22 protein-coding genes and 1 pseudogene are annotated in these 22,096 nt (G+C 61.7%); 10 read left to right on the top strand and 13 right to left on the bottom strand.

Annotated elements, in window-relative coordinates; genetic code table 11:
- Nucleotides 1-34 precede the first annotated feature (34 nt).
- Both accD and ACZ1HK_RS14200 read right to left on the bottom strand, forming a co-directional pair.
- Entirely contained in the window at nt 35-1,015 is a 981-nt protein-coding gene (accD, locus tag ACZ1HK_RS14205) for an acetyl-CoA carboxylase, carboxyltransferase subunit beta (protein WP_472629241.1), read from the bottom strand.
- A 74-nt stretch (nt 1,016-1,089) separates the two neighbouring features.
- Nucleotides 1,090-2,004, bottom strand: coding sequence for a lysostaphin resistance A-like protein (locus ACZ1HK_RS14200; protein ID WP_472629240.1), 915 nt, complete (start codon nt 2,002-2,004; stop codon nt 1,090-1,092).
- A gap of 102 nt (nt 2,005-2,106) precedes the next feature.
- Here ACZ1HK_RS14200 and ilvD point away from each other — a divergent pair, with 102 nt between their 5' ends.
- The 6 genes and pseudogenes from ilvD (at nt 2,107) to ACZ1HK_RS14170 (ending at nt 8,560) form a co-directional block, all read left to right on the top strand.
- Nucleotides 2,107-3,870: a dihydroxy-acid dehydratase gene (gene ilvD, locus ACZ1HK_RS14195; protein WP_472629239.1), complete on the top strand. Its 1,764-nt coding sequence runs from the start codon at nt 2,107-2,109 to the stop codon at nt 3,868-3,870.
- Nucleotides 3,857-4,585 (top strand): hypothetical protein, encoded by a 729-nt coding sequence (locus ACZ1HK_RS14190; RefSeq protein ID WP_472629238.1) that lies wholly within the window; start codon nt 3,857-3,859, stop codon nt 4,583-4,585. Before ilvD ends, ACZ1HK_RS14190 begins: the two co-directional genes overlap by 14 nt.
- Before the next feature lie 67 nt (nt 4,586-4,652).
- Nucleotides 4,653-5,429 carry a DUF6478 family protein gene (locus ACZ1HK_RS14185; protein ID WP_472629237.1) on the top strand — a complete coding sequence of 259 codons (777 nt, stop codon included), beginning with the start codon at nt 4,653-4,655 and terminating at the stop codon, nt 5,427-5,429.
- 20 nt (nt 5,430-5,449) lie between these two features.
- Nucleotides 5,450-5,821, top strand: coding sequence for a hypothetical protein (locus tag ACZ1HK_RS14180; RefSeq protein WP_472629236.1), 372 nt, complete (start codon nt 5,450-5,452; stop codon nt 5,819-5,821).
- A gap of 181 nt (nt 5,822-6,002) precedes the next feature.
- Nucleotides 6,003-8,034 (top strand): annotated as a pseudogene (locus ACZ1HK_RS14175) (FAD-dependent oxidoreductase).
- 106 nt (nt 8,035-8,140) lie between these two features.
- On the top strand, nt 8,141-8,560 hold the full coding sequence (locus tag ACZ1HK_RS14170) for a DUF7282 domain-containing protein (RefSeq protein WP_472629235.1): 420 nt from the start codon (nt 8,141-8,143) through the stop codon (nt 8,558-8,560).
- Nucleotides 8,561-8,617: 57 nt separating this feature from the next.
- On the opposite strand, the gene ACZ1HK_RS14165 is transcribed toward ACZ1HK_RS14170, so the two are convergent.
- From ACZ1HK_RS14165 to ACZ1HK_RS14155, 3 genes are all read right to left on the bottom strand, one after another.
- Nucleotides 8,618-8,902 (bottom strand): SCP2 sterol-binding domain-containing protein, encoded by a 285-nt coding sequence (locus ACZ1HK_RS14165; protein WP_472629234.1) that lies wholly within the window; start codon nt 8,900-8,902, stop codon nt 8,618-8,620.
- A 77-nt stretch (nt 8,903-8,979) separates the two neighbouring features.
- Nucleotides 8,980-9,447, bottom strand: coding sequence for a GNAT family N-acetyltransferase (locus ACZ1HK_RS14160; RefSeq protein WP_472629233.1), 468 nt, complete (start codon nt 9,445-9,447; stop codon nt 8,980-8,982).
- The gene (locus ACZ1HK_RS14155) at nt 9,444-10,676 is read right to left on the bottom strand and encodes an argininosuccinate synthase (RefSeq protein WP_472629232.1); all 1,233 of its coding nucleotides are present in this window, start codon (nt 10,674-10,676) and stop codon (nt 9,444-9,446) included. Before ACZ1HK_RS14155 ends, ACZ1HK_RS14160 begins: the two co-directional genes overlap by 4 nt.
- An 82-nt stretch (nt 10,677-10,758) precedes the next feature.
- On the opposite strand from ACZ1HK_RS14155, the gene ACZ1HK_RS14150 reads away from it, so the two are divergent.
- Nucleotides 10,759-11,571 carry a hypothetical protein gene (locus ACZ1HK_RS14150; protein WP_472629231.1) on the top strand — a complete coding sequence of 271 codons (813 nt, stop codon included), beginning with the start codon at nt 10,759-10,761 and terminating at the stop codon, nt 11,569-11,571.
- 39 nt (nt 11,572-11,610) lie between these two features.
- Complete coding sequence (gene ilvA, locus ACZ1HK_RS14145; RefSeq protein WP_472629230.1) at nt 11,611-12,858, top strand: threonine ammonia-lyase IlvA; 1,248 nt, start codon at nt 11,611-11,613, stop codon at nt 12,856-12,858.
- Between the two features lie 106 nt (nt 12,859-12,964).
- Here ilvA and ACZ1HK_RS14140 read toward each other — a convergent pair whose 3' ends face one another.
- Complete coding sequence (locus ACZ1HK_RS14140; protein ID WP_472629229.1) at nt 12,965-13,288, bottom strand: Hpt domain-containing protein; 324 nt, start codon at nt 13,286-13,288, stop codon at nt 12,965-12,967.
- A gap of 147 nt (nt 13,289-13,435) precedes the next feature.
- Between ACZ1HK_RS14140 and ACZ1HK_RS14135 the strand changes: the two genes are divergently transcribed.
- Nucleotides 13,436-14,737, top strand: a complete 1,302-nt coding sequence (locus tag ACZ1HK_RS14135; protein WP_472629228.1) for a PP2C family protein-serine/threonine phosphatase — start codon at nt 13,436-13,438, stop codon at nt 14,735-14,737.
- On the opposite strand, the gene ACZ1HK_RS14130 is transcribed toward ACZ1HK_RS14135, so the two are convergent.
- On the bottom strand, nt 14,726-15,166 hold the full coding sequence (locus ACZ1HK_RS14130) for an NUDIX domain-containing protein (RefSeq protein ID WP_472629227.1): 441 nt from the start codon (nt 15,164-15,166) through the stop codon (nt 14,726-14,728). The genes ACZ1HK_RS14135 and ACZ1HK_RS14130 overlap by 12 nt on opposite strands.
- 96 nt (nt 15,167-15,262) lie before the next feature.
- On the opposite strand from ACZ1HK_RS14130, the gene ACZ1HK_RS14125 reads away from it, so the two are divergent.
- A complete protein-coding gene (locus ACZ1HK_RS14125) occupies nt 15,263-16,228 on the top strand; it encodes a KpsF/GutQ family sugar-phosphate isomerase (RefSeq protein WP_472629226.1) in 966 nt (321 codons plus the stop codon).
- 54 nt (nt 16,229-16,282) lie between these two features.
- Here ACZ1HK_RS14125 and ACZ1HK_RS14120 read toward each other — a convergent pair whose 3' ends face one another.
- The 6 genes from ACZ1HK_RS14120 to ACZ1HK_RS14095 all read right to left on the bottom strand — a co-directional run bounded on the left by ACZ1HK_RS14120 (nt 16,283) and on the right by ACZ1HK_RS14095 (nt 22,048).
- Nucleotides 16,283-16,612: a hypothetical protein gene (locus ACZ1HK_RS14120; RefSeq protein WP_472629225.1), complete on the bottom strand. Its 330-nt coding sequence runs from the start codon at nt 16,610-16,612 to the stop codon at nt 16,283-16,285.
- 256 nt (nt 16,613-16,868) lie between these two features.
- Nucleotides 16,869-18,173, bottom strand: coding sequence for a UDP-glucose dehydrogenase family protein (locus ACZ1HK_RS14115; protein WP_472629224.1), 1,305 nt, complete (start codon nt 18,171-18,173; stop codon nt 16,869-16,871).
- A 76-nt stretch (nt 18,174-18,249) separates the two neighbouring features.
- Nucleotides 18,250-18,645 carry a (R)-mandelonitrile lyase gene (locus ACZ1HK_RS14110; RefSeq protein WP_472629223.1) on the bottom strand — a complete coding sequence of 132 codons (396 nt, stop codon included), beginning with the start codon at nt 18,643-18,645 and terminating at the stop codon, nt 18,250-18,252.
- A 19-nt stretch (nt 18,646-18,664) separates the two neighbouring features.
- Nucleotides 18,665-19,666 carry an NAD-dependent epimerase/dehydratase family protein gene (locus tag ACZ1HK_RS14105; RefSeq protein WP_472629222.1) on the bottom strand — a complete coding sequence of 334 codons (1,002 nt, stop codon included), beginning with the start codon at nt 19,664-19,666 and terminating at the stop codon, nt 18,665-18,667.
- Nucleotides 19,663-20,700, bottom strand: a complete 1,038-nt coding sequence (gene galE, locus ACZ1HK_RS14100; protein ID WP_472629221.1) for a UDP-glucose 4-epimerase GalE — start codon at nt 20,698-20,700, stop codon at nt 19,663-19,665. The genes ACZ1HK_RS14105 and galE overlap by 4 nt, the downstream gene beginning before the upstream one ends.
- 100 nt (nt 20,701-20,800) lie before the next feature.
- Complete coding sequence (locus ACZ1HK_RS14095) at nt 20,801-22,048, bottom strand: glycosyltransferase family 4 protein (protein WP_472629220.1); 1,248 nt, start codon at nt 22,046-22,048, stop codon at nt 20,801-20,803.
- Between the last annotated feature and the right edge of the window lie 48 nt (nt 22,049-22,096).

Here is a 22,096-nt window from a genome sequence, read left to right as displayed (position 1 = left end):
CGGGGAACAAAGATGGGCGCGGCGCACCCGGATCTCAGGCGCGATCCCCCTCGGCGGAGGTCTCATCACCTTGGGTGTCGGGCGCGATTTCCTCGGCCTGCGGTGTGGCGGCTTCGGTTGTCTCATCCTCAGCCTGCGGCGCGGGCAGATCACCTTTGACCGGGGGCGTTTCGCCCATGAGCATCCGCACGATGGAGATCAGCTCATCCCGCATCTCGCCGCGCGGCGTGACGCGGTCGAGCATGCCATGATCGAGCAGGTATTCGGAGCGCTGGAAGCCTTCGGGCAGGGTTTCGCGGATCGTCTGTTCGATCACGCGGGGGCCTGCGAAACAGATGAGCGCGTTCGGTTCGGCAATCTGGACATCACCCAACATGGCGTAGGAGGCCGTCACGCCGCCGGTTGTGGGATGGGTGAGCACGACGATGTAGGGCAGGTTCGCCTCTTTCAGCATCTGAACGGCCACGGTAGTGCGCGGCATTTGCATGAGGCTGAGGATGCCCTCCTGCATCCGCGCGCCACCGGCGGCGGAGAAGAGGATCAGCGGGCGCTTGAGTTGCACGGCGCGCTCAGCCGCCGCGATGATCGCGTTGCCGACATACATGCCCATGGAGCCGCCCATGAAGCTGAAATCCTGCGCGGCCGCGACGATGGGCGTGCGGCCGATTTCGCCTTGGGCGACCAGCATCGCCTCGGATTCGGCGGTTTGGGTGCGGGCGGCCTTCATCCGATCGGGGTAGCGCTTTTGATCGCGGAATTTCAGCGGGTCTGCCAGCGGTTCTGGCACGTCGATCTCGGTGAAGATGCCGTTGTCAAACAGCGCCTCGAACCGTTCGCGCGGGCGCAGGGCCATGTGGTGGCCGCAGTTTGTGCAGACGTTCAGGTTTTCGCTGAGCTCCCGATGAAACAGCATCGTGCCGCATTCGGAGCATTTGGACCACAGGTTCTCAGGCGTCTCGCGGCGCGAGAAGATCGAGTTGATCCGGGGACGGACGTAGTTGGTGATCCAGTTCATATGCGCCTCAGCCGTGTGGTTTGAGCTTCAAGCCCAGATATTGTGGCGTGCAAGGAAATGCAAATGGGGATGGGTCAGGGGAAACGTGTCACGGCGAGGCGGATCAGGATCCAAGTCACCACTGTGGTGCCCATGTCGAGCAGGATCAGGGGGCGGATCTCGGGCGAGGCGGGGTCGAGTGGCGCTGTGAAGAGAGCCAGGCCCGACAGCGGGCCGTCCATCGCCACGATCAGGATCGCCACGGTGTTGTTGGCGAAGTGAAAGCCCCAGGCCGCGCCGAGCGAGCCGGTCTTGGCGGTCAGATCGGCGGCAAGCAGGCCGAAGAGCGTGGCAGCGGCGACGATGTAGATGGCATTGTCGCCCATGATCTCGGGTTGCCAATGGAGGGAGCCGAAGAAGAGGGCGGGCAGAACCATCCAGACCCAGGTCGCCCGGAAGCGCGCGGCAAGCTGTTGCTGGATATAGCCGCGAAACAGCAGCTCCTCCGCGCCGGTCTGGATCAGCACGCCCACAAGGGCGAGCGGCAGGAAGGAGAGCCAGATGGCGCGGTCGAGGTTGGGCGCGAGCTCCACATCATTGGGGATCAGGAAAGACAGGGCATAGGCCGCGCCGCAGACCAGCATGGCGATCAGGAAGTGGCGCAGGGTACGTGGAAGGGGCCCGAACAGGGTTCTGATCCGGCGTCCATGGAAGAGCATGACCGCAAGCATCGGCCCGGCCGCCATGCCGATGAACGTGGCCAGCAGCAGAAGCGTGCCCGTTGGGCCGGTGGCCTCGACCATCTCGACCATCCAGCGTTCGGCATTTGCAGGACCTGCAACGACGAAGACGCCGCCGAACACAAGACCCACGCCGACGGCGTAGACCAGGGCGATGATCACCATGCCGAGGAGGAGCCGCCAGAGGTCCGGTTTGATCCGCGCGGGCGCGATGTAGGTATCGTGGGCGAGGTACTGCATCGGGCCTGCCGTTATCATTGGTGTTTTCACGATCCTACGCCGGGCGCGCGTCGCCTTCAATGGCGCTTGTGTGCCTGCGGCGGGGCGTCTATTCCACAGCCAAGTCACCGATCAGGGAGCGAGGATCACGCCATGTTGCAGAACCGGCCAGACAAATCGAAACTGCCAAGCCGCCATGTGACGGAAGGCCCGGAGCGCGCGCCGCACCGGTCGTATTTCTACGCGATGGACATCACGGAAGAGCAGATCGCGCAGCCGTTTGTGGGCGTGGCAACCTGTTGGAACGAGGCAGCCCCGTGCAACATCGCGCTGAACTGGCAGGCGCAGTCGGCCAAGGCTGGCGTTTTGAACGCCAATGGCACGCCGCGTGAATTCACGACGATCACCGTCACGGACGGGATTGCGATGGGGCATGAAGGGATGCGGTCGTCTTTGGCGAGCCGTGATGCGATTGCGGATACGGTTGAGCTGACGATGCGCGGCCATTGCTATGATGCGCTGGTCGGGCTTGCGGGCTGCGACAAGTCGCTGCCGGGGATGATGATGGCAATGGTGCGGCTGAACGTGCCGTCGGTCTTCATGTACGGTGGTACGATCCTGCCGGGCAAAGTGCCGGAAGGCGCGGATGTGCCGGAAGAATTCGCCAAGCGCGACCTGACGGTTCAGGACATGTTCGAGGCGGTGGGCAAGTACCAGTCGGGCGATCTGAGCGATGCGGCCTTGGCGGTGTTGGAGCGGGTGGCTTGCCCGAGCGCGGGCGCGTGTGGTGGGCAGTTCACGGCCAATACAATGGCCTGTGTGTCCGAGGCGATTGGTCTGGCGCTGCTGAACTCATCCGGCATGCCTGCGCCCTATGAGGGGCGTAAGGAATATGGTGAGGCCTCGGGCCGGGCCGTGATGACCCTGCTGGAGAAGAACATCCGCGCGCGGGACGTGGTGACACGCAAAGCGCTGGAAAATGCAGCGCGAGTGGTGGCGTGTACCGGGGGGTCGACCAATGCCGGGCTGCACTTGCCTGCGATTGCCCATGAGGCGGGGATCGACTTTGACCTGTTTGATGTCTGCGACATCTTCAAGGACACGCCTTACTTCGTCGATATGAAACCGGGCGGCCAGTACGTGGCCAAGGACCTGTTCGAGGTCGGCGGTGTGCCGGTTGTGATGAAGGAGCTTCTGAAAGAGGGGCTTCTGCACGGCGATTGCCTGACCGCGTCGGGTGAAACGATGGAAGAGGCGCTGGACAAGATCCAGGGCGAGCCGGACGGGCGTGTGGTTCACACCGTCCAGAACCCGATCACCAAGACCGGTGGCGTTGTGGGCCTGCGCGGCAACCTCGCGCCAGAGGGCGCCATCGTGAAGGTCGCGGGCATGAGCGAAGACCAGCAGGTCTTCACCGGGCCTGCCCGCGTGTTCGAATGCGAAGAGGATGCGTTCGAGGCCGTGAAGGCGCGCGCCTATGAAGCGGGCGAAGTGATCGTGATCCGCAACGAAGGGCCTAAGGGCGGGCCGGGGATGCGGGAGATGTTGGCGACAACGGCGGCCCTGTCCGGCCAAGGCATGGGCAAGAAGGTGGCGCTCATCACCGACGGCCGCTTCTCGGGCGCGACGCGGGGCTTCTGCGTGGGCCATGTGGGGCCAGAGGCCGCGGTCGCCGGGCCAATCGGGCTTTTGCAGAATGGCGACGTGATCACGATCAACGCGATCACGGGCGAACTTTCGGTGGCGTTGTCCGACGAAGAGCTGGCCGCGCGCAAGGCCAATTGGGCTGGCCCGCGTGAGACGATCTATGCCTCGGGCGTGCTGTGGAAATATGCGCAACTGGTGGGTGAGGCGCGCTACGGCGCGGTCACGCATCCCGGTGCGGCGAAGGAAAAGCACGTATATGCGGATCTTTGAGGCGCTGCGGTTTGCAGCCCTTCTCGGGTCTTATACCTTCCTCGCCGCGTGTGTGAGCCTAGGGGGCGGTGGCGATGCCGCCCCGCGTGAGGTGCAGGTCACGGCGGACGCTGTGACGATCACGGGGCCGCGGGGCTTTTGTGTCGATCCAAGCTCCACCCGGAGCGAGGGCGATACGGGATTTGTCCTACTGGGGAATTGCGCGGCGATTTCGGGGCGCGCCCGCGCGGCGCAGCCTGACGTGCCGGCGGTGCTGACGGCGGCGGTCGCGGCACGCTCTGCGGATGGGGGAAGCCTGACGGGTAATCTGGACGCGCTGGACGGCTTCTTTCGCTCAGATGCCGGACGCGGCGTTTTGAGCCGGTCGGGCGACCCTGACAGCGTGACGATCCTTGAGACCCGGGTGGCAGGGCAGATGTTCCTGCTGCATGCGCGCGACACCAGCGCCGGTGCCGTGGCAGGCGTGGCACAGGATTACTGGCGCGCCTACATGGATTTGGGCCCGCGCCTGGCGACACTTTCGGTTCTGGCGTTGGCCGATCAGGGCGTGAGCGACCAGGACGCGTTGGCCACCCTAACGGCCTTTGCCGGAGCCGTGCAGTCGGCCAATTCGGGCTTTGCCGCAGGCGCAAACGCGGCAGACCTGCCACAGGCGGACACACAAGGCGGCGGAGGCCTCTTTCAAGGCGGCCTGTTTCAGCGGATATTCCGGTAATCGTCTGCCAAGAGAAACCTGCTATAGCAGGGCCAGGCTGCGGGTGTGGGTGCGAAGGATGAGCGGAATGGGTCAGGATTTTCCCGGAATGTTTGGTGGTTTTGGCCTTGGCCAGACCCTCAAGCGCTGGCAACGCGCCTTGCGCGTCCCAAAGGATCTGCCAAGTTCCGAGTTGAACCGTATGGCCGGTGACATCCGCGGATTGCGCGACCGACTGGACGTGATGTCGGCGCAGGCGCGATCAGAGCTGCGGGCGCGCAAGGCCTCGGACACAGACGGGATTGAGCGGCCCGATCAATGCGACTGGGCCGTGCGCCCGGCTCCTTGGACGGCGGAGATGCGCCCGCGCGGCGTTGTCGGGTTAAGCTCGCCCCAGCCTCTGCCGGGTGGGATCACCGTGTTTCACGACGCCACCCATGCCGATTTCAGCCTTGTACAAGATCGCGCGCCGATGTGGGTCGAGGGATCACAATTCGGGTTGGTTCTGGAAGTGTATCGGTCGGACGGATCCTTCATCTCCTTCGTTCAGGACCTGCCGGGGGAGGCGCTGGTTGGCCTGACGCGCAACCATTTCATCGCCATCAGGCTGGTGGCCGAGCGCGAGCAGCCCGTTGAGATCTACGCGCGCCTGAATGTGCAGCACGGGCCAAACGTGGAACAGATCGTGCGGCAGGTGGAATTTGACGGAACAAATGGCGTGGCGGAATTCGATCTGGCCTATTCCAAGATCAACGAAAAGCGGCTTGAGAAGGCCTGGCTTGATCTGATCATCGAGGGGCCAAAGATGACCCGCATCGCCTTGTGGGACATGGCCCTGTTGCGCGCACCGCGCGCTGATTTCTAGCGCCTTTGGGGGGATTGAGCATGGCTGAGAGTCTGGTTTGCACCGCACTTCAGGGTGGCCGGTACGAAGGCGTTCTGACGGGTGCCACACAGACCGAGATTGAAGCGCTTCATCGCGGCAAGATCATCGGGATCGCGCAACTGGCCCCGCACCCTGAGGAAGAGGGGGCTGTGGCCGTGTCGCTGGACCTGCCCATTGATGTGGTCAGCGATGGGGTGCAAGTGGTCGGGCTGCGGTCGACGGCATCGGGTGAGGTTCTGGACCGGGTCACGTTGATGGCGGGATCTGCGCTGGATGAAGACATAAGGGGCGAAATGGCCTTGCTGCGGGATGAGCTGGAAATGCTGAAGCGCGCGTTTCGCCGCCATTGTGCCGAGACGGGTCAGGATTGATCCTTATCCCGCGGCGCGCCTTCGGCGCATTGTCTTTGGTTTTTGGGGGCGTCGCCCCCGTCCTGACGGACTCCCCAAGGTATTTCTGAAACAAGGAAAACAGGGCGTGTGACGCGGGGTTTCGCGTGACCTTGCTGGCGTGATCGGATTACCTCCGCGGCAAGCAAGGGAGTTTTCCGTCATGACGCACGCGCAGTATCCGCACCTGTTGGCTCCACTCGATCTGGGCTTCACCACGTTGAAGAACCGAGTGCTGATGGGATCGATGCATACCGGTCTGGAAGAGACCAAGGATTGGCCGCGCGTGGCCCGCTTCTATGCGGATCGCGCGGCGGGTGGTGTTGCGCTGATCGTGACGGGGGGCATGGCGCCAAACAAAGAAGGCGGCGTGTTTCCGGGCGCAGCCGGGCTTTACACCGATCAGGACATTGCGAACCACCGGGTGGTGACGGATGCGGTCCACGGCGCTGGTGGCAAGATCGCGATGCAGATCCTGCACGCCGGGCGCTATGCCTATTCGCCCGATTGCGTAAGTGCCTCGCCCGTGAAATCCCCGATCTCCCCTTTCCGCCGAAAGAATTGGACGAAGAGGGGATCGAGAAACAGATCGCCGATATCGTGACGGCGGCGGTCCGGGCGCGCGAGGCGGGCTATGACGGCGTGGAGATCATGGGATCTGAAGGGTATTTCCTGAACCAGTTCCTCGTCACCCATACTAACAAGCGCGAGGATCGCTGGGGCGGCCCCTATGAAAACCGCATGCGCCTGCCGGTGGAGGTTGTGCGCCGGTGCCGTGAGGCAGTGGGTGCGGATTTCATTATCATCTATCGGCTTTCGATGATTGATCTGGTGCCCGGCGGATCGACCCATGAGGAGGTTGTGCAGCTTGCTCAGGCCGTTGAGGCGGCAGGCGCCACGATCCTGAACACCGGCATCGGTTGGCACGAGGCGCGGATTCCCACGATTGCCACAAGCGTGCCGCGCAAGGCATTTGCCTGGGTCACGAAGAAGCTGATGGGCAAGGTGGGTATTCCGGTCATCACCTCGAACCGGATCAACATGCCTGATGTCGCCGAAGAGGTGCTGGCCGAGGGCTGCGCGGACATGGTTTCGATGGCGCGGCCATTTCTTGCGGATGCGGATTTTGTCGCCAAAGCCGAGGCGGGTCGGGCGGACGAGATCGCGCCGTGCATCGCGTGCAACCAGGCGTGCCTGGACCACACGTTCAGCGGCAAGCTGACCTCCTGCCTTGTGAACCCCCGCGCCTGCCATGAGGTGGAACTGGATTACGGCCCGGCGGATGCGCCCAAGCGCATCGCCATTGTCGGCGCAGGTGCTGCGGGGATGGCAGTGGCGATGACAGCGGCGGAGCGCGGGCATCAGGTGACGCTTTTCGATAAAGCCGCCGAGGTGGGCGGGCAACTGAATATGGCCAAGCGGATTCCTGGCAAGGAAGAGTTCGTGGGTCTTGTCGACTGGTTCGCCACGATGATGGCGCGGCACCAGATAGACCTGCGCTTGGGGCAAAAAGCCTCTGCCGATGATCTGGCGGGCTATGATGAGGTTGTCATCGCCACGGGCGTGCGCCCGCGCGATCCGGAGATTGCCGGGCAGGACGGGCCGAATGTGCTGTCCTATGTGGATGTGCTGGCGGGCAAGGCCCTGGTTGGGCCGCGCGTGGCGGTGATCGGCGCGGGCGGTATCGGATTTGACGTGTCCGAATACCTGACCCATGAGGGCGCGAGCCCGACGGAGGTGCCGGAGCTGTGGCGCAAGGAATGGGGTGTGGCGGACCCAGCCGAGCATCGCGGGGTTTGGCCCCCGAAGGGCCGTTGCCGGAACCCGCTGCCCGAGAGGTGACGCTGTTGCAACGCAAGGCGCAGAAGATGGGGAAAGGCCTGGGCAAGACGACCGGGTGGATACACCGGGCCAGCCTGAAGATGAAAAACGTGAAGATGGTCACCGGCGTGAACTACGAAAAGATCGACGCGGTGGGCTTGCATGTCAGCTTCGGCGAGGCGCGCGAAAACCCGACACTGATCGCGTGCGACACCATCGTGCTGTGCGCCGGTCAGGTGGTGGAACGGTCGCTGGCTGATGCTCTGATCGCCCAAGGCATGACGCCCCATGTAATCGGCGGGGCGGATGTTGCGGCGGAACTTGATGCCAAGCGCGCGATCAACCAAGGCGTTCGACTGGCCGCAACGCTCTGACACTTTTTCAACGAGTGGTGAAACCTTTGGTGCTGTCCTTGCGTGACTGTGAACAAGCCGGCCGATCGGCGGGCTTTTCACATGATTGAATCCAAAGGACTGACCCATGAAGATTATCGCTGCTTCCTCCGCCGTTGCCCTTTTGATGATGACCGGTGCTGCATTGGCCGCTGGCCATGCCGCGTCTCAGGTCGTTGAAGCCTCAGACCAATCAGTCGCAAATGGTATCGTCACGGCCGACCGGGTCGCCGCCGCCCAGAACGGCTGGATGGTGGTGCACCGCACCGATGCCGACATGGTGCCCGGCCCGGTCGTCGGTCATGCGCCATTGCGGGATGGAGATAACATCGACGTCGCCGCAATTCTGACGGAGGCCGTCGCGCCCGGTGAGATGCTGATGCTGATGATCCACGGCGAAGATGGCGGCACCATGACCGGCATTTTCGAATATACGTTGGGAGCGCCAGAAGATGGGCCCGTTCGGGTTGATGACAACCTGGTGATGGCCGTCATCACCGCGCAGTAATGGCCGGATACACGGCAACGGGCGGTGCGCGTTTTGGCGCGCCGCCCCGCCGCGGCTTCACCCCAGCAGGCGCCCCAATCCCAGCGCCACGCCCATATCACCCGATACTTTCAACTTGCCCATCATCACGCCGGTCATGGGGTTCAATTTGCCGGACAGCAATTTGCCTAGGTTTTCGCGGCTGATCTTTATCGTGCAATCCGTGTCCTGGTCATTGGTTGACGCAGTATTCTCGGCCAGAACGATCACCCCGTCCTCCCCACAATCGAACTTGAGCGAGCCGTCGAAGCTCTTGTCCGTAAGCGCGGCGCGGATGCGGTCGGCGATATCGGTGAGGGTCATGGGCTGCTCCAATGTGGCGTTCCCAAATGGCTAGGCGGGTCAGGCCCATGCAACAACCGTGACGTTGCGGCGAAGGATCAGAGGTCGCGCGCCATCTGCGCCTCGTCTCCGTAGAGAACGCCAGTGGCGCGGAAGCCCATGCGTTCGTAAAGCGCGATGGCGGCGGCATTGGTTTCGACAACTTCCACCGACATGCGCGGGCGGCCGCGGGCGCGCGCCCAGTCGAAGGCCCATTCGATGGCCGCCATGCCGTAGCCTTTGCCTTGGTGGGCTTCGCCGATCATCAGCCGCCACAGGAACCCGGCTTCCGGTTCATCCTCCGGCTGGACCTCGTTTGGGTCAAGCTCGGTCATGTCGATCAAGGCCATAAGGCCGACGCGCACACCATCCGCCCAGATCGTGAAGACGTAGGCGGCGGGTTCATACGCAGCCTCTGCGATGGTCACGGCATTGGGCGCGACGAACCGGCGTTGGTCGTCGGCAGGCCACAGGTCGAGCAAGGGGGTCGCGTCCGCCTTTTCGACAAGGCGAACGTGGACGCTCATTTGAACTTGCGGTTGCGGGCAGCCAGAAGCTTCAGGCGCAGCGCGTTGAGCTGGATGAAGCCTTGCGCGTCGGACTGGTCGTAGGCGCCCATATCTTCCTCGAACGTCACATGCGCCTCGGAATAGAGCGAATGGTCGGACCAGCGGGCAACCGTGCGAGCGGAGCCTTTGTAGAGCTTCAGGCGGACGGTGCCGGTGACGTGTTCCTGGCTCTTGTCGATCAGGGCCTGCAGCATCTCGCGTTCGGGCGAGAACCAGAAGCCGTTGTAGATCAGCTCCGCGTAGCGGGGCATGATGCTGTCTTTGAGGTGGCCTGCGCCGCTGTCGAGCGTGATCTGCTCAATCCCGCGATGGGCCTCCAGCAGGATCGTGCCGCCGGGTGTTTCGTAGATGCCGCGGGACTTCATGCCGACGAAGCGGTTTTCCACGAGGTCGAGGATACCGATGCCGTGCTTACCGCCGAGGCGGTTCAGCTCGGTCAGGATCGTGGCGGGGCTCATGGCTTCGCCGTTGATGCTGACTGCATCACCCTTCTCGAACCCGATCTCGACCATTTCAGGCGCGTCCGGCGCGTCTTCGGGTCGCGTGATCCGCTGGAGGATATGATCGGGCGCTTCTTCGGCCGGGTTTTCCAGCATCTTGCCTTCAGACGAGGTGTGCAGAAGGTTCGCATCGACGCTGAACGGCGCTTCACCGCGCTTGTCCTTGGCAATCGGGATCTGGTGCTTTTCGGCGAATTCGATGAGCTTGGTGCGGCTGCCGAGGTCCCATTCGCGCCAGGGTGCAATCACCTGGATCTCGGGGTTCAGGGAATAGGCACACAACTCGAACCGGACTTGATCATTACCTTTGCCGGTGGCGCCGTGGCTGACGGCATCGGCACCAGTCTCGGCGGCAATCTCCACCAGGCGCTTGGAAATCAGCGGGCGGGCGATGGAGGTGCCGAGCAAATACAGCCCCTCATACAGCGCGTTGGCGCGGAACATCGGGAACACGAAATCGCGCACAAATTCCTCGCGCAGATCCTCGATGTAGATGTCGGACGCGCCCATCATCTCGGCCTTCTTGCGGGCAGGTTCCAACTCCTCCCCCTGGCCGAGATCGGCGGTGAACGTCACCACCTCGCATCGGTATTCCGTCTGCAGCCATTTGAGGATGATCGAGGTATCGAGGCCGCCGGAATAGGCAAGAACAACCTTTTTCGGATTGGCCTTCTTGGGCGCAGACATATTGAAACTCCGTCGCAAATGGTTGACCGCGCGGGCGATACCGGGTTTTCAAGGGCGGGGCAAGCGAGCGGAGAGAACCCAGATGGACTATGGCTACCAACTTCTGCGCCATGTTGTGCAACAGGTATTCGGCAACCTCGGATCGGCGGCACGGATTACGTTGGTGCTGATCATCATTCCAATCGGGATTGTTTTGGCCACAAACCCCGGGTTTCTGACGGGCTCGGCCTTTATTGCAGGCACAGGCGATCCAACTGATGTGACCGGTGTTGGCATCCTTGGCATTCTGCTTGGTGTTCTTGCGGGTGTGGTGTGCTGGCTTTGGGCCGCCGTCGCGTGGCACCGCTTTGTCTTGTTGGAGGAATATCCCACGGGCCTGTTTCCGACATGGCGTGGCTCGAACATCGGGAACTACTTTGGCAATTCCATCCTGATCTTCCTGATCATGATCGGCGTTGGGTTCGCTGTGGGCATTGTCATCGGGATCCTCATCGCGGTTGTGCAATCGGAGGCGTTGGCGATCCTGTTGGGCGTCGGGCTGATCTTTGGCCTGTCTTGGGTGGCCACGCGCGTGGGGCTGATCCTGCCAGCCGCAGCCATCGGAGAGAAACTGGGGATCGGCGAAAGCTGGCGGGCGACAGCGCCTGTGGCGGGACAAATCATCCTGCCGATTTTTGTTCTGGCGCTGGTCAGCACGATCCTGAACCAGGGAATCATCGCGGGGTTCGGTGAAGCGGTCGCGGTCGAAACGCCGTTTGGCGTGCAACAGCAGGTTACGCTGAACGGGGTTGGTGTGGCGCTCAGCCTTGTGGTGACATGGTTGCAGATGCTGCTGAACCTGGCCCTGATGACGACGCTGTACGGCAACCTGATCGAGGGGCGGCAGCTCAACTGAGGCTGGACAGGCGCGGACAAACGCGCCACTTCCCTTGGCATGAGAGATTTTGCCACCACCGCACGGTCCGCCACTGACGCTTTGCGCGATCTGTTTCCAGCCACGCCGCTGCAAAAAAACGCCTATCTGAGCGAACGTTATGGCGCGGAGATCTGGCTGAAGCGCGAAGACCTATCACCGGTCCGGTCCTACAAGCTGCGCGGCGCGTTCAACGCCATGCGCAAGGTGCGCGATGCGCGACCCGAGCAGACGCAGTTCGTGTGTGCGAGTGCGGGCAATCACGCGCAGGGGGTGGCGTTCGTATGCTCGCATTTCGGGGTGAAGGGGCGGATTTACATGCCGGTCACGACACCGGACCAAAAGGTGCTGAAAACCCGGACATTCGGCGGAGACGCGGTTGAGATTGTGCTGGAGGGCGATTTCTTTGACGAAACGCTGGCCGCCGCGAAAGCCTGGTGTGCCGAGGCGGACGCGCACTTCCTTTCGCCCTTCGATGATGACGATGTGATTCAGGGCCAAAGCTCGGTCGCGGTTGAGATGATGGAGCAACTGGGCGGTGCGCCGGACCATCTGGTTCTGCCGGTGGGCGGAGGGGGTCTGTCGGCAGGGATGCTGAGCTATCTTCGTGATATGGGGGCGTCTACCGAACTGACGTTGGTGGAACCGGCGGGGGGTGCCAGCCTGACCGCGGCGCTCAAGATCGGGGCGCCGCAAACGATTGAGATCACTGATACATTTGTCGACGGCGCCGCCGTTGCCCGGATTGGGGATCGCACGTTTGAGGTGTTGAAGGGCGTTCCGAAAAAGAACGTTCTGATCGCGCCAGAGAACCGCATTTGCGTGACGATCCAGGAAATGCTGAACCTGGAAGGCATCGTGCTGGAACCGGCGGGCGCACTGTCGATCAACGTGCTGGATGACGTGGCCGAGAAGATCAGGGGCAAGTCGGTTGTCTGCGTGACCTCTGGCGGGAACTTTGATTTCGAACGCCTGCCTGAGGTGAAGGAGCGGGCGCAGAACTGGCAGGGATTGAAGAAGTATTTCATCCTCCGCCTGCCCCAACGCCCCGGCGCGTTACGCGATTTCCTCGACCTTCTGGGGGCTGAGGACAACATCACGCGCTTCGAATACCTCAAGAAGAATTCGCGCAACTTCGGCTCGGTCCTGATTGGGATTGAGACCGAGCGTACCGGGAGTTTTGAGGAGCTTGCCGATCGCGTCGCGTCCCGAGGGTTCGGGTTCCGCGACATCACGGATGACAAGATCCTTGCCGATTTCCTGATCTGAGACGCTCGAGCACTTTGCGTTTGATTTGGATCGCAACCCGCTGCCTCGCGCCGATGGCGCGAACGCGGAACGCGATAAGTGTGCCTCGGATAACACGCAAAGTGCTTTAAGCCGCCACGGCCAGATCCGGCATTTTTGCCGACATCTCAGCCAAAGCCTGATCGAAGGCCGCCTTTACGGATGCCACATCCGGTGCCTGACCGGCTTTGGCCGCAGCCTCTGCTTGCGAGCACGCGGCGACCAGGGCTGTGAACCCCAGATTCGCAGCCGAGCCACGCAGGAAATGAAAATCATCCGCCACCGCTGTCGCGACTTCCATGGCTGATAAAGTGTCCTGCAATTCAGATACAAAAAGCACGGCTACATCCGCGAAATCTTCTTCCCCGATATCGCTTTTCAACTCATTCAAGCGGTCCCAATCCACACACATCACTCTGCACCTCAGTCGATGCCCCCGCGACGACCATAGGGGTGCAAAACTTAACAAATTCGCACCTGTGCAAGGCGAAGTCGCTCAAATTGAAGGTTTCACAGGGCGTTAAGACCTGAGCGGTCATGGTTGCGGTCGATTCTGATCGTGAGGCCGTTTCATGAATATTGCGCCCGCTCCGATGGTGGAGCCGGAAGATGCCCCCTCGGCACACGCGCCGCGCCGCTGAAGGTTCTGGTTCTGGATGACAGTCCAGCGCAGCGGAACCTTGTTTGCGCGCTGTTGCGGAAATGGGGGTATCAGGCGATTTCCACGGGCGATCCGTTTGAGGCCCTCGGCCATGCCCGCGACCCTGAGATTTCATTGATCCTGTGTGACTGGATGATGCCAGAAATGACCGGCCCGGAATTCTGTCGCCGCCTGCGCACGGATATCACGGGAAGCTACGCCTATGTGCTGCTGCTGACATCGCGCAATGAACGGAATGCTTTGGCCGAAGGGCTGGAGGCGGGGGCGGACGATTTTCTGCAAAAGCCCGTAAGCCCGCCTGAATTGCGGGCGCGCATGAACGCGGGCGCCCGTATCGTTGAGATGCAGCGCGAATTGCGCAGCAAGAACGGGATCCTGTCCGACGCCTTGGACGAATTGCAGGGGCTTTATGGCGCCATTGACCGGGACCTCGATGAGGCGCGTCGCCTGCAACTTGCGCTGCTGCAAGACCGCCGCCGCGCCTTTGACGGGGCGGATGTTTCCCTGATGTTAGAAGCCAGCGGCCATGTGGGCGGAGACATGGTGGGGTATTTCCCGGTCACCAATGACATTGTGGGCTTGTTCAGCCTGGATGTTTCGGGCCACGGGGTGGCTTCGGCCATGATCGCGGCGCGGATCGCGGGCATGCTTTCAGAAGCCTCGCCGGACCAAAACATCGCGCTGGTCCGTGGGCTTGATGGATCACTGGTCGATCTGCCGCCGGACATCGCGGCGGGTCGTCTGAACGATCTGATGCTGAAAGAAGTGCAGACGGACCGCTACTTCACCATCGCGTTGGCCTTCCTCAACCTTGCAACGGGACTGGTGCGCATGGTTCAGGCCGGGCATCCGCATCCGATGGTGCAGCGCGCCGATGGATCGGTGGAGATGGTCGGTGATGGGGATATGCCCGTCGGCTTGCTGCCCGAGATCCCGTTCAATTCATTCGAGGTCCAGCTTCATCCCGGCGACCGCTTGCTGCTTTATTCCGATGGCCTGACCGAATGCCCCCGCCCCGATGGCGAAATGCTGGAGGAAGAGGGGTTGATTGACCTGATGCAACGCAATCAGACCAGCGGCGGCACGGATTTTCTGGAAACGCTGCGGGAGGATCTTGTCGCCTTTGCAGGCTCTGCCGATTTTCCCGACGATATCTCGGCCCTGCTTCTGGAATTTACCGGGCGGCCGTTACACGCCTAGATAGCGGGCCACATATTCGCGGTCCCCCGCCACGGCCAGTTTTTCCAGCGCGACATGCCAGGGCAGGAAGACAGCGCTATGGCCCGGCTCGGTCGGGTCGGACACGCGCGGACCCAGTCTTGCACAGTAGATGCTGCACAGCTTTTGCGCGTAGCGGTCATAATCTGGCATGAACGTGTAGCGGTGGAACATGCCCAGGCGGCGGACCGCGTGGATGCGATAGCCGGTTTCCTCCAAGACTTCGCGGTGCAGGGCGGCAAGTGTGCCCTCCCCGGGATCGACCCCACCACCGGGCAATTGAAGCTCCGGATAGGGGGCTTCTTGAAAGGAGGCAAGAAGGCTGTCGCCCGCATCAATGATCACATAAGCCCCGGGACGTGGGGGATAACGGACATCTGTGCGCGGCGGGGCGCCGAAACGTCGGTTCATGAATTGGTCCTCCTTCACGTTCTGTCTGCCATGCCGTGTGCCCGGTCAAAAGCCAATCCCCTCGCCAAGGGCACGGCAACGGGCTAAACGGCGCATATGGCTCAGGATAAAACCCCCTCCTTGCGCGACACCGGGGCGCGCGTGCTGAAAACCGAAGGCGATGCCGTGCAAGCATTGGCCGAGGCCCTGCCTGCGGATTTCGAAGCCGCCGCCGAGGCGGTGCTGGCCACAAAAGGGCGGGTGATCCTGTCAGGCATCGGCAAATCCGGCCATATCGCGCGCAAGATCAGCGCAACCTTTGCATCGACCGGAACGCCATCGGCCTTTGTGCATCCGGCAGAGGCCAGCCATGGCGATCTGGGCATGATCATGCCGGGCGATCTGGCGATCCTGATCTCCAATTCCGGCGAAACATCCGAGCTGCGCGATATCGTGGCTCATGTTGCGCGCTTCTCCATCCCCTTGGTGGCGATCTCCAAAAAAGCGGACAGCACGTTGATGCGCGCCGCCGACCACTGCCTGCTGCTGCCGGATGTGGAAGAGGCGTGCGCGTTGCGCATGGCGCCCACGACCTCAACAACGCTGACGCTTGCCTTGGGCGATGCGCTGGCCGTGGCGGTGATGGAACGACGCGGATTCCAGCCCGAGCAGTTCCACACCTTCCACCCCGGTGGCAAACTTGGGGCGCAGTTGTCGACGGTCGCGCAGCTGATGCACGGGCCCGAGGCCCTGCCCTTGGTGGAGGCTGATACCCCAATGCCGGAAACGCTTGTGGTGATGTCCGAGAAAAGCTTTGGCATTGCCGGTGTGGTTGAGGGCGGCGCCCTTGTCGGCGTGATCTCGGACGGGGATTTGCGGCGCAATATCACGCACCTTACAGATCAACCCGCCGGTGAAGTCGCCACCCGGCAGCCACGTGTCATCGGGCCAGATATGCTGGCGGCAGAAGCGATGGCCATGATGTCCGAGAACAAGATCACGGCACTGTTTGTGGTGGACACAGAGAGCAGGCCACTTGGCCTTGTGCATTTGCACGATCTGTTGCGGGCGGGCCTGGCCTGAATAGAAAACGGCCCCCGCCTGGGAAGGCAGGGGCCGTCTGGAAAACTGGTCGACTTAGTTGGAGTCGTCGGCAGCCATCAGACGCTCAAAGATAGCAGCGGCGTGGGCCGGATCAGATGCGATGACGGTGACGGTTTCGCCGGTGCCGCGCAGTTCGGTCATGTTTTCAGCGGTCAGGTTCAGCTGGGTGAACACGTCGCCAAGGGTCGAACCCATGCCGAGGTCTGCCATGGTGATTTCGCCCGACGGCGTCATGCGCATTTCCTGGGCGTTATCGAGGCTCATGTTGAAGTGCATGATGGCGAATTGAGTGGTGTGGCCGTCAGCAAAAACCGGAGCAGCGATGGAGGCGGCGAGTGCGGTGGCGAGTGCGAGAGTCTTCATAATTCTTATCCCTTCAGATTTGGTCCGGCCCAGCGTTCTTGCTGCGGCCTGAGTGGACGCTAGGAGCCGGAAGGGTCCGAAAAATAGAGGATTTCAGTGGTCTCACTTGCAGGTGATGACCCTGTGAGCGGCATTCTCACGGCGCTGTGTGAAGGGCAGTAAATCGCGTGAAGTCCGCGTGATAATCGTGAGTGGATTGTAATAATTGACCCAAGGGAAGTCGCTTGAGCCCACCCCAAGCAAAGACGGTCGGCGCTTACCGCCCGACCCCTTCGTAGGATTCGAATCCGGCGCGCTTGGCATCCCGTGGGCTGTAGATGTTGCGCAGGTCTGCCATGCGGGGTGTCGCCATCTTTTTGGCCATGCGGTCCAGATCGAGGGCCCGGAACTCATTCCATTCCGTCAGGATCACGACGAGATCGGCGTTATGGGCCGCCTTGTAGGGATCTTCCGACCAATTCACGCCAGGCAGCAGGGCCTCCCCCTCGCGGCGGCCTTGCGGATCGACCACGCGCACCTTGGCACCACCGCCCACAAGCGCGGGCACGATGGTGAGCGAGGGCGCGTCGCGCATATCATCGGTGTTGGGTTTGAACGTGACCCCCAGAACGGCAATGGTCTTGCCGTTGAACGAGCCATCACACAGGTCGCGCAGCTTTTCGATCATGCGGTGCTTGATGTCGTCATTCACGCGAATGACCGTTTCAACGATGCTTTGGGGTGCTGCGTGGTCCTGACCGATCCGCGCAAGCGCGCTGGTGTCTTTTGGAAAGCACGACCCGCCATAACCCGGCCCGGCGTGCAGGAACTTGTTGCCGATGCGGCCATCCATGCCCACGCCTTTGGATACCTCCTTCACATCTGCGCCGACCTTTTCGCACAGCGCGGCAATCTCGTTGATGAAGGTGATCTTCGTCGCCAGAAATGCGTTGGCGGCATATTTGATCATCTCGGCGCTTTCGAGATCAGTGGTCACAATCGGGAAGTCGCGCAGGAAGAGGGGGCGGTAGATTTCGGCCATAACCTCGCCCGCGCGTTCGGACTGCACGCCAACGACAACCCGGTCAGGGCGCATGAAATCATCAATGGCTGCGCCTTCGCGCAGGAATTCGGGGTTGGAGGCGACATCGAATTCCGCCGCAGGGTTCGCTTTGGCGACCACCTGTTTGACCTTGCGATTGGTGCCCACGGGCACCGTCGATTTAGTGACAATCACCGCATAGTCTGTCAGCGCCTGCGCTACTTCTTCGGCGGCGGCCATCACAAAGGTCAGGTCTGCATGGCCATCGCCGCGCCGTGTGGGGGTGCCGACCGCGATAAACACCGCCTCAGCGCCATCAACGGCAGCCTTGAGGTCGGTTGTGAAGGACAGGCGCCCAGCCTCCACATTCTTTTCCATCAGCGTATCGAGGCCCGGCTCATAAATCGGGACTTCGCCTGCTTGCAGCATCTCGATCTTCTTTGGGTCTTTATCGACGCAAATCACATCATGCCCGAAATCCGAGAAGCAGACGCCCGAGACGAGACCCACATAGCCAGTGCCAATCATCGTGATGCGCATAATGTCTTGTCCTTATTGGGCCTGTGCCCGGTGTCTCGGATATGGGGATGGAGGGGTCAAGGGACGGGCAATCGCGTCAGCCCAGATAATCGCTTTCTGTTACGTGTTCGGCCCAATCGGCAGCGCGGCCATCTTGGGCTTCCTGTATCGCGATATGTTCCATGGCCGACATGTCGCTTGCGCCGTGCCAATGACGCTCACCAGGTTCGAACCAGACCACATCACCGGGCCGTATGATGCGCTTGGGCTGGCCCTGGGTCTGGGCCCAGCCTTCCCCTTCGGTCACGATCAGCAATTGACCAAGCGGGTGCGTGTGCCACGCGGTCCGCGCGCCAGCAGAAAAGCGAACGCGCAGGGCGACTGCCCTGTCCGGCCCATCGGGTTTTCGAAGCGGCGCGATGTGGACATCGCCCGTGAAATAGTCGGTTGGCCCGGGGGCGGTGTCGTGTTCGTCAGGGTGGCTGATCTGCATGGCATGAACTCCTGATCCGTCAGACCTGATAATAGTCCCGATACCAGGCCACAAATTGCTCAACGCCGTCTGTGACCTGTGTCTTGGGTTTGTACTGCGTCAGGTGCTGCAACAGGCTGGCATCAGCCCACGTGGCCGGCACATCACCGGGCTGCATATCCATGAAGATCTTTTCGGCTTCAATGCCTGTGGCAGCCTCGATCGCGCCGATGAATTCCATCAGCGGGACAGAGTCGGAATTGCCGATATTAACGATGCGGTGCGGGGCGACGGGGCTCAGGCTGTCGCCATCGACCGGCTCTGTTCCCGGCACGGCGTCGATCAGGCGGACAATGCCATCGACCAGGTCGGTGACATAGGTGAAGTCGCGGCTCATCTCGCCGTAGTTGAAGACCTTGATGGGCCGTCCTTCGAAGATCGCGCTGGTGAAAAGATGCGGGGCCATATCGGGGCGGCCCCAGGGGCCATAGACCGTGAAGAACCGGAACATCGTGACCGGCAGGTCGTAGAGGTGCGCATAGGAATGCGCCATGACTTCGTTCGATTTCTTCGTGGCCGCATAGAACGACATCTGGTGATCGGTCTTCATCTGCTCGGCATAGGGCATCTCGGTGTTCGCGCCGTAGGCAGAAGACGTAGATGCCAAAAGCGAATGCTTTGGCGGAAAGGCCCGCATGGCTTCAAGCAGGCGGAACGTGCCGATCAGATTGGCCTGAACATAGCTTTCGGGGTTTTCGATCGAATAGCGGACGCCCGCCTGCGCGGCGAGGTGGATGACCGCCTCGGGTCGGTGCGCCTCGAACAAGTCGTGCAGCACGCCGGGGTCTTCGATGCGGGCGGTGACGTTGGTGAACGCCTCATTCGGGGTCAGCTGTGCAAGCCGCCCTTCCTTCAGCCCGACATCGTAGTAGTCGGTCATCGCGTCGATACCCACAACCTGCCAGCCATCGGCCAGCAACCGCTTGCACAGATGAAACCCGATGAAGCCGGACGAGCCGGTGACAAGAACGGTACGGCTCATCCCTTATCCTCCGGTCCGGGATCCTCGCTGCTATGGGGGCCCGCGATCCATTTCCAGGAGGAGGCGCACATCTCATCCAGGGTGCGTTCGGTCTTGAAGCCCAGGATCTCTTCCGCCTTATCGGCGCGGGCCACGTAGACAGGCACATCGCCTGCACGGCGTTCCGTGATGCGATAAGGGACATCTCGATTGGACGCGCGTTTATAGGCTGCGACCATCTCAAGCACGGAATGGCCTTCGCCGGTTCCCAGGTTGACGAGATGGCTTTGCCCATCCCCCAGCAAAGCGGCCAGCGACAGGACATGGCCTTTGGCGAGGTCGTCCACATGGATGTAGTCGCGGACGCCGGTGCCGTCGGGGGTATCGTAATCGTCCCCGAAGACCTGCAACTCCGCCAGCTCACCTGCGGCGACCTTGGCGATGAAGGGCATCAGGTTATTCGGGATGTCCCGCGGGTCTTCCCCGATCAGCGCACTGTCATGGGCGCCTGCGGGGTTGAAGTAGCGCAAGATGCCCACGTTCCAGCGATCATCGGCGGCGGTCAGTTGGTTGAGGATCTGTTCACCGCTGATCTTGGTCTGACCATAGGGGTTCATCGCGCGGAATTCAGCGGTCTCGGGCGTCGGCGTTTCGTCCGGAACGCCATAGACGGTCGCGGAAGACGAGAAGACGATGTTCCGGCACCCGGCGGCATCCATCACGCGCAGAAGGTTGATCAACCCGCTGATGTTCACATCGAAATAGTCGAGCGGCCGTTCCACGCTTTCGCTGACAGCCTTGAGGGCGGCGAAATGCACGACCGCATCGAACTGGTGTTCGGCGAACAGGCTGGCGAGTGTGGTGGCATCGCGGATATCGGCCTCGGCAACCGAAACAGGCGCACCCGTCAGTTGTTCGAGCCGATCAATGACCGAGCGGTTCGCATTCTGAAAGTTGTCGAGGATCGTGACCGCGTAACCCGCTGCAACAAGGGCAACATAGGTGTGCGAGCCGATATAGCCCGCGCCGCCTGTCAAAAGGATCTTTTCTGCCATACGCAGTCTGCCTGTTCTGCTGCACGCTTGTCTCGCCATCGACCTGCCACGGAACCGACCTTGGCGTCAAAGGCGAAAGGTGCGCATGGTTTCCCCGCGATCAGGGCAGCGTGATGCGTTTCGCCTTGGGCACAAGGCTGTTGATCTGGCGCAGATGCTCGGGCAGGCAAACCTTTGTGAAGTCGTAGTTTTTCACAACATGCTTGCGCGCGTTCGGACCCAGATGCGCGTAGGTGCCTGGACGTTCCAGAACATCAACGACTTTGCGCGCGATGTCTTCGGGTTTGAAGAAATCCGCCAACAGCCCGTTTTCGCCGTGGGTGATCGCCTCGCGCACCGGTGCGACGTCCGAGGCCACGATGGTAGCCCCCATCGACATCGACTCCAGCAGCGACCATGACAGGACGAAGGGAACCGTCAGGTACACATGACACCGGCTGACCTGGATAATCTTCTGGTAATCCTCGTACGGAACACGGCCCAGAAAATGGACACGGGACCAGTCGACCTTGTTGCCGACTTCCTTTTCCATCTCGGCCCGGTAGCCGCCTTGGGCACCCGATTTCTTGCCGTAAGACACATCGCTGCCGCCAATGATGAGCGCCCGCGCGTTCGGGCGTGCATCGAGGATGTAGGGCAGAGCGCGCATGAAGCTATGGAAGCCGCGCGTCGGTTCCATATTGCGGGCCATGTAGGTGAAGATCTCATCGTCCCGCGTGACAGACCGCCCAAGCCGCCCAAGCGCGACTTGTGACTTGGGATCAGGCTTCAGATTATCCGTCCGAATGCCATCATGTTTGACGTATATCTTCTCACGGAAGGTCTCCGGGAAGGTATCGCACTGCCATTGCGTGGGCGAATGGCCCTGATCGACTGTCTGGATATTGGCAAAGTTCACGGCATTGCGGGCGTGCATCGTGAAGGGCGCATGGGGGCTGGCCGGGAATTCCGGGTCGAACCCGACCGAGCCACCCTTGGCGAGAAAGTAGTACTCAAAATAGCCAATGATCGGCACATCGGCCCAGACCTGCTTGAGGAACGTCAACTCCCCCCAACCGACATGGCCGAGGATGATGTCGGGTGTGAAACCCTCTTTCTTCAACTTCTCGGCGGCTTGCGCGCAGCCGAACCCATTGCCTGCGCATTCTTCCCAATACTGGGTCAGGGCATAGGTGCCCTCTTTCGGCTTATGGTGGGTGTCGTATTGAACGACCCGCGCATTTTCCAGCTTCGGTACATCCTTGCGCTGGGTCAGAAACACCAACTCATGCCCGCCTTGCGCACGCAGCCACGAGAACAGCTCACGGTACTGGCCGGGAAAATTCTGGTGAACGAATAGGATCTTCATCGGGTCTCGGGTCGCCTGCCTCTTGTTAACCTTCATCTCCCAAGCCCA

The organism is Gymnodinialimonas sp. JB5-7, assembly GCF_055693405.1.
The sequence above is the reverse complement of the archived record's forward strand: the minus strand, read 5'-3'. Positions and strand labels throughout refer to the sequence as shown.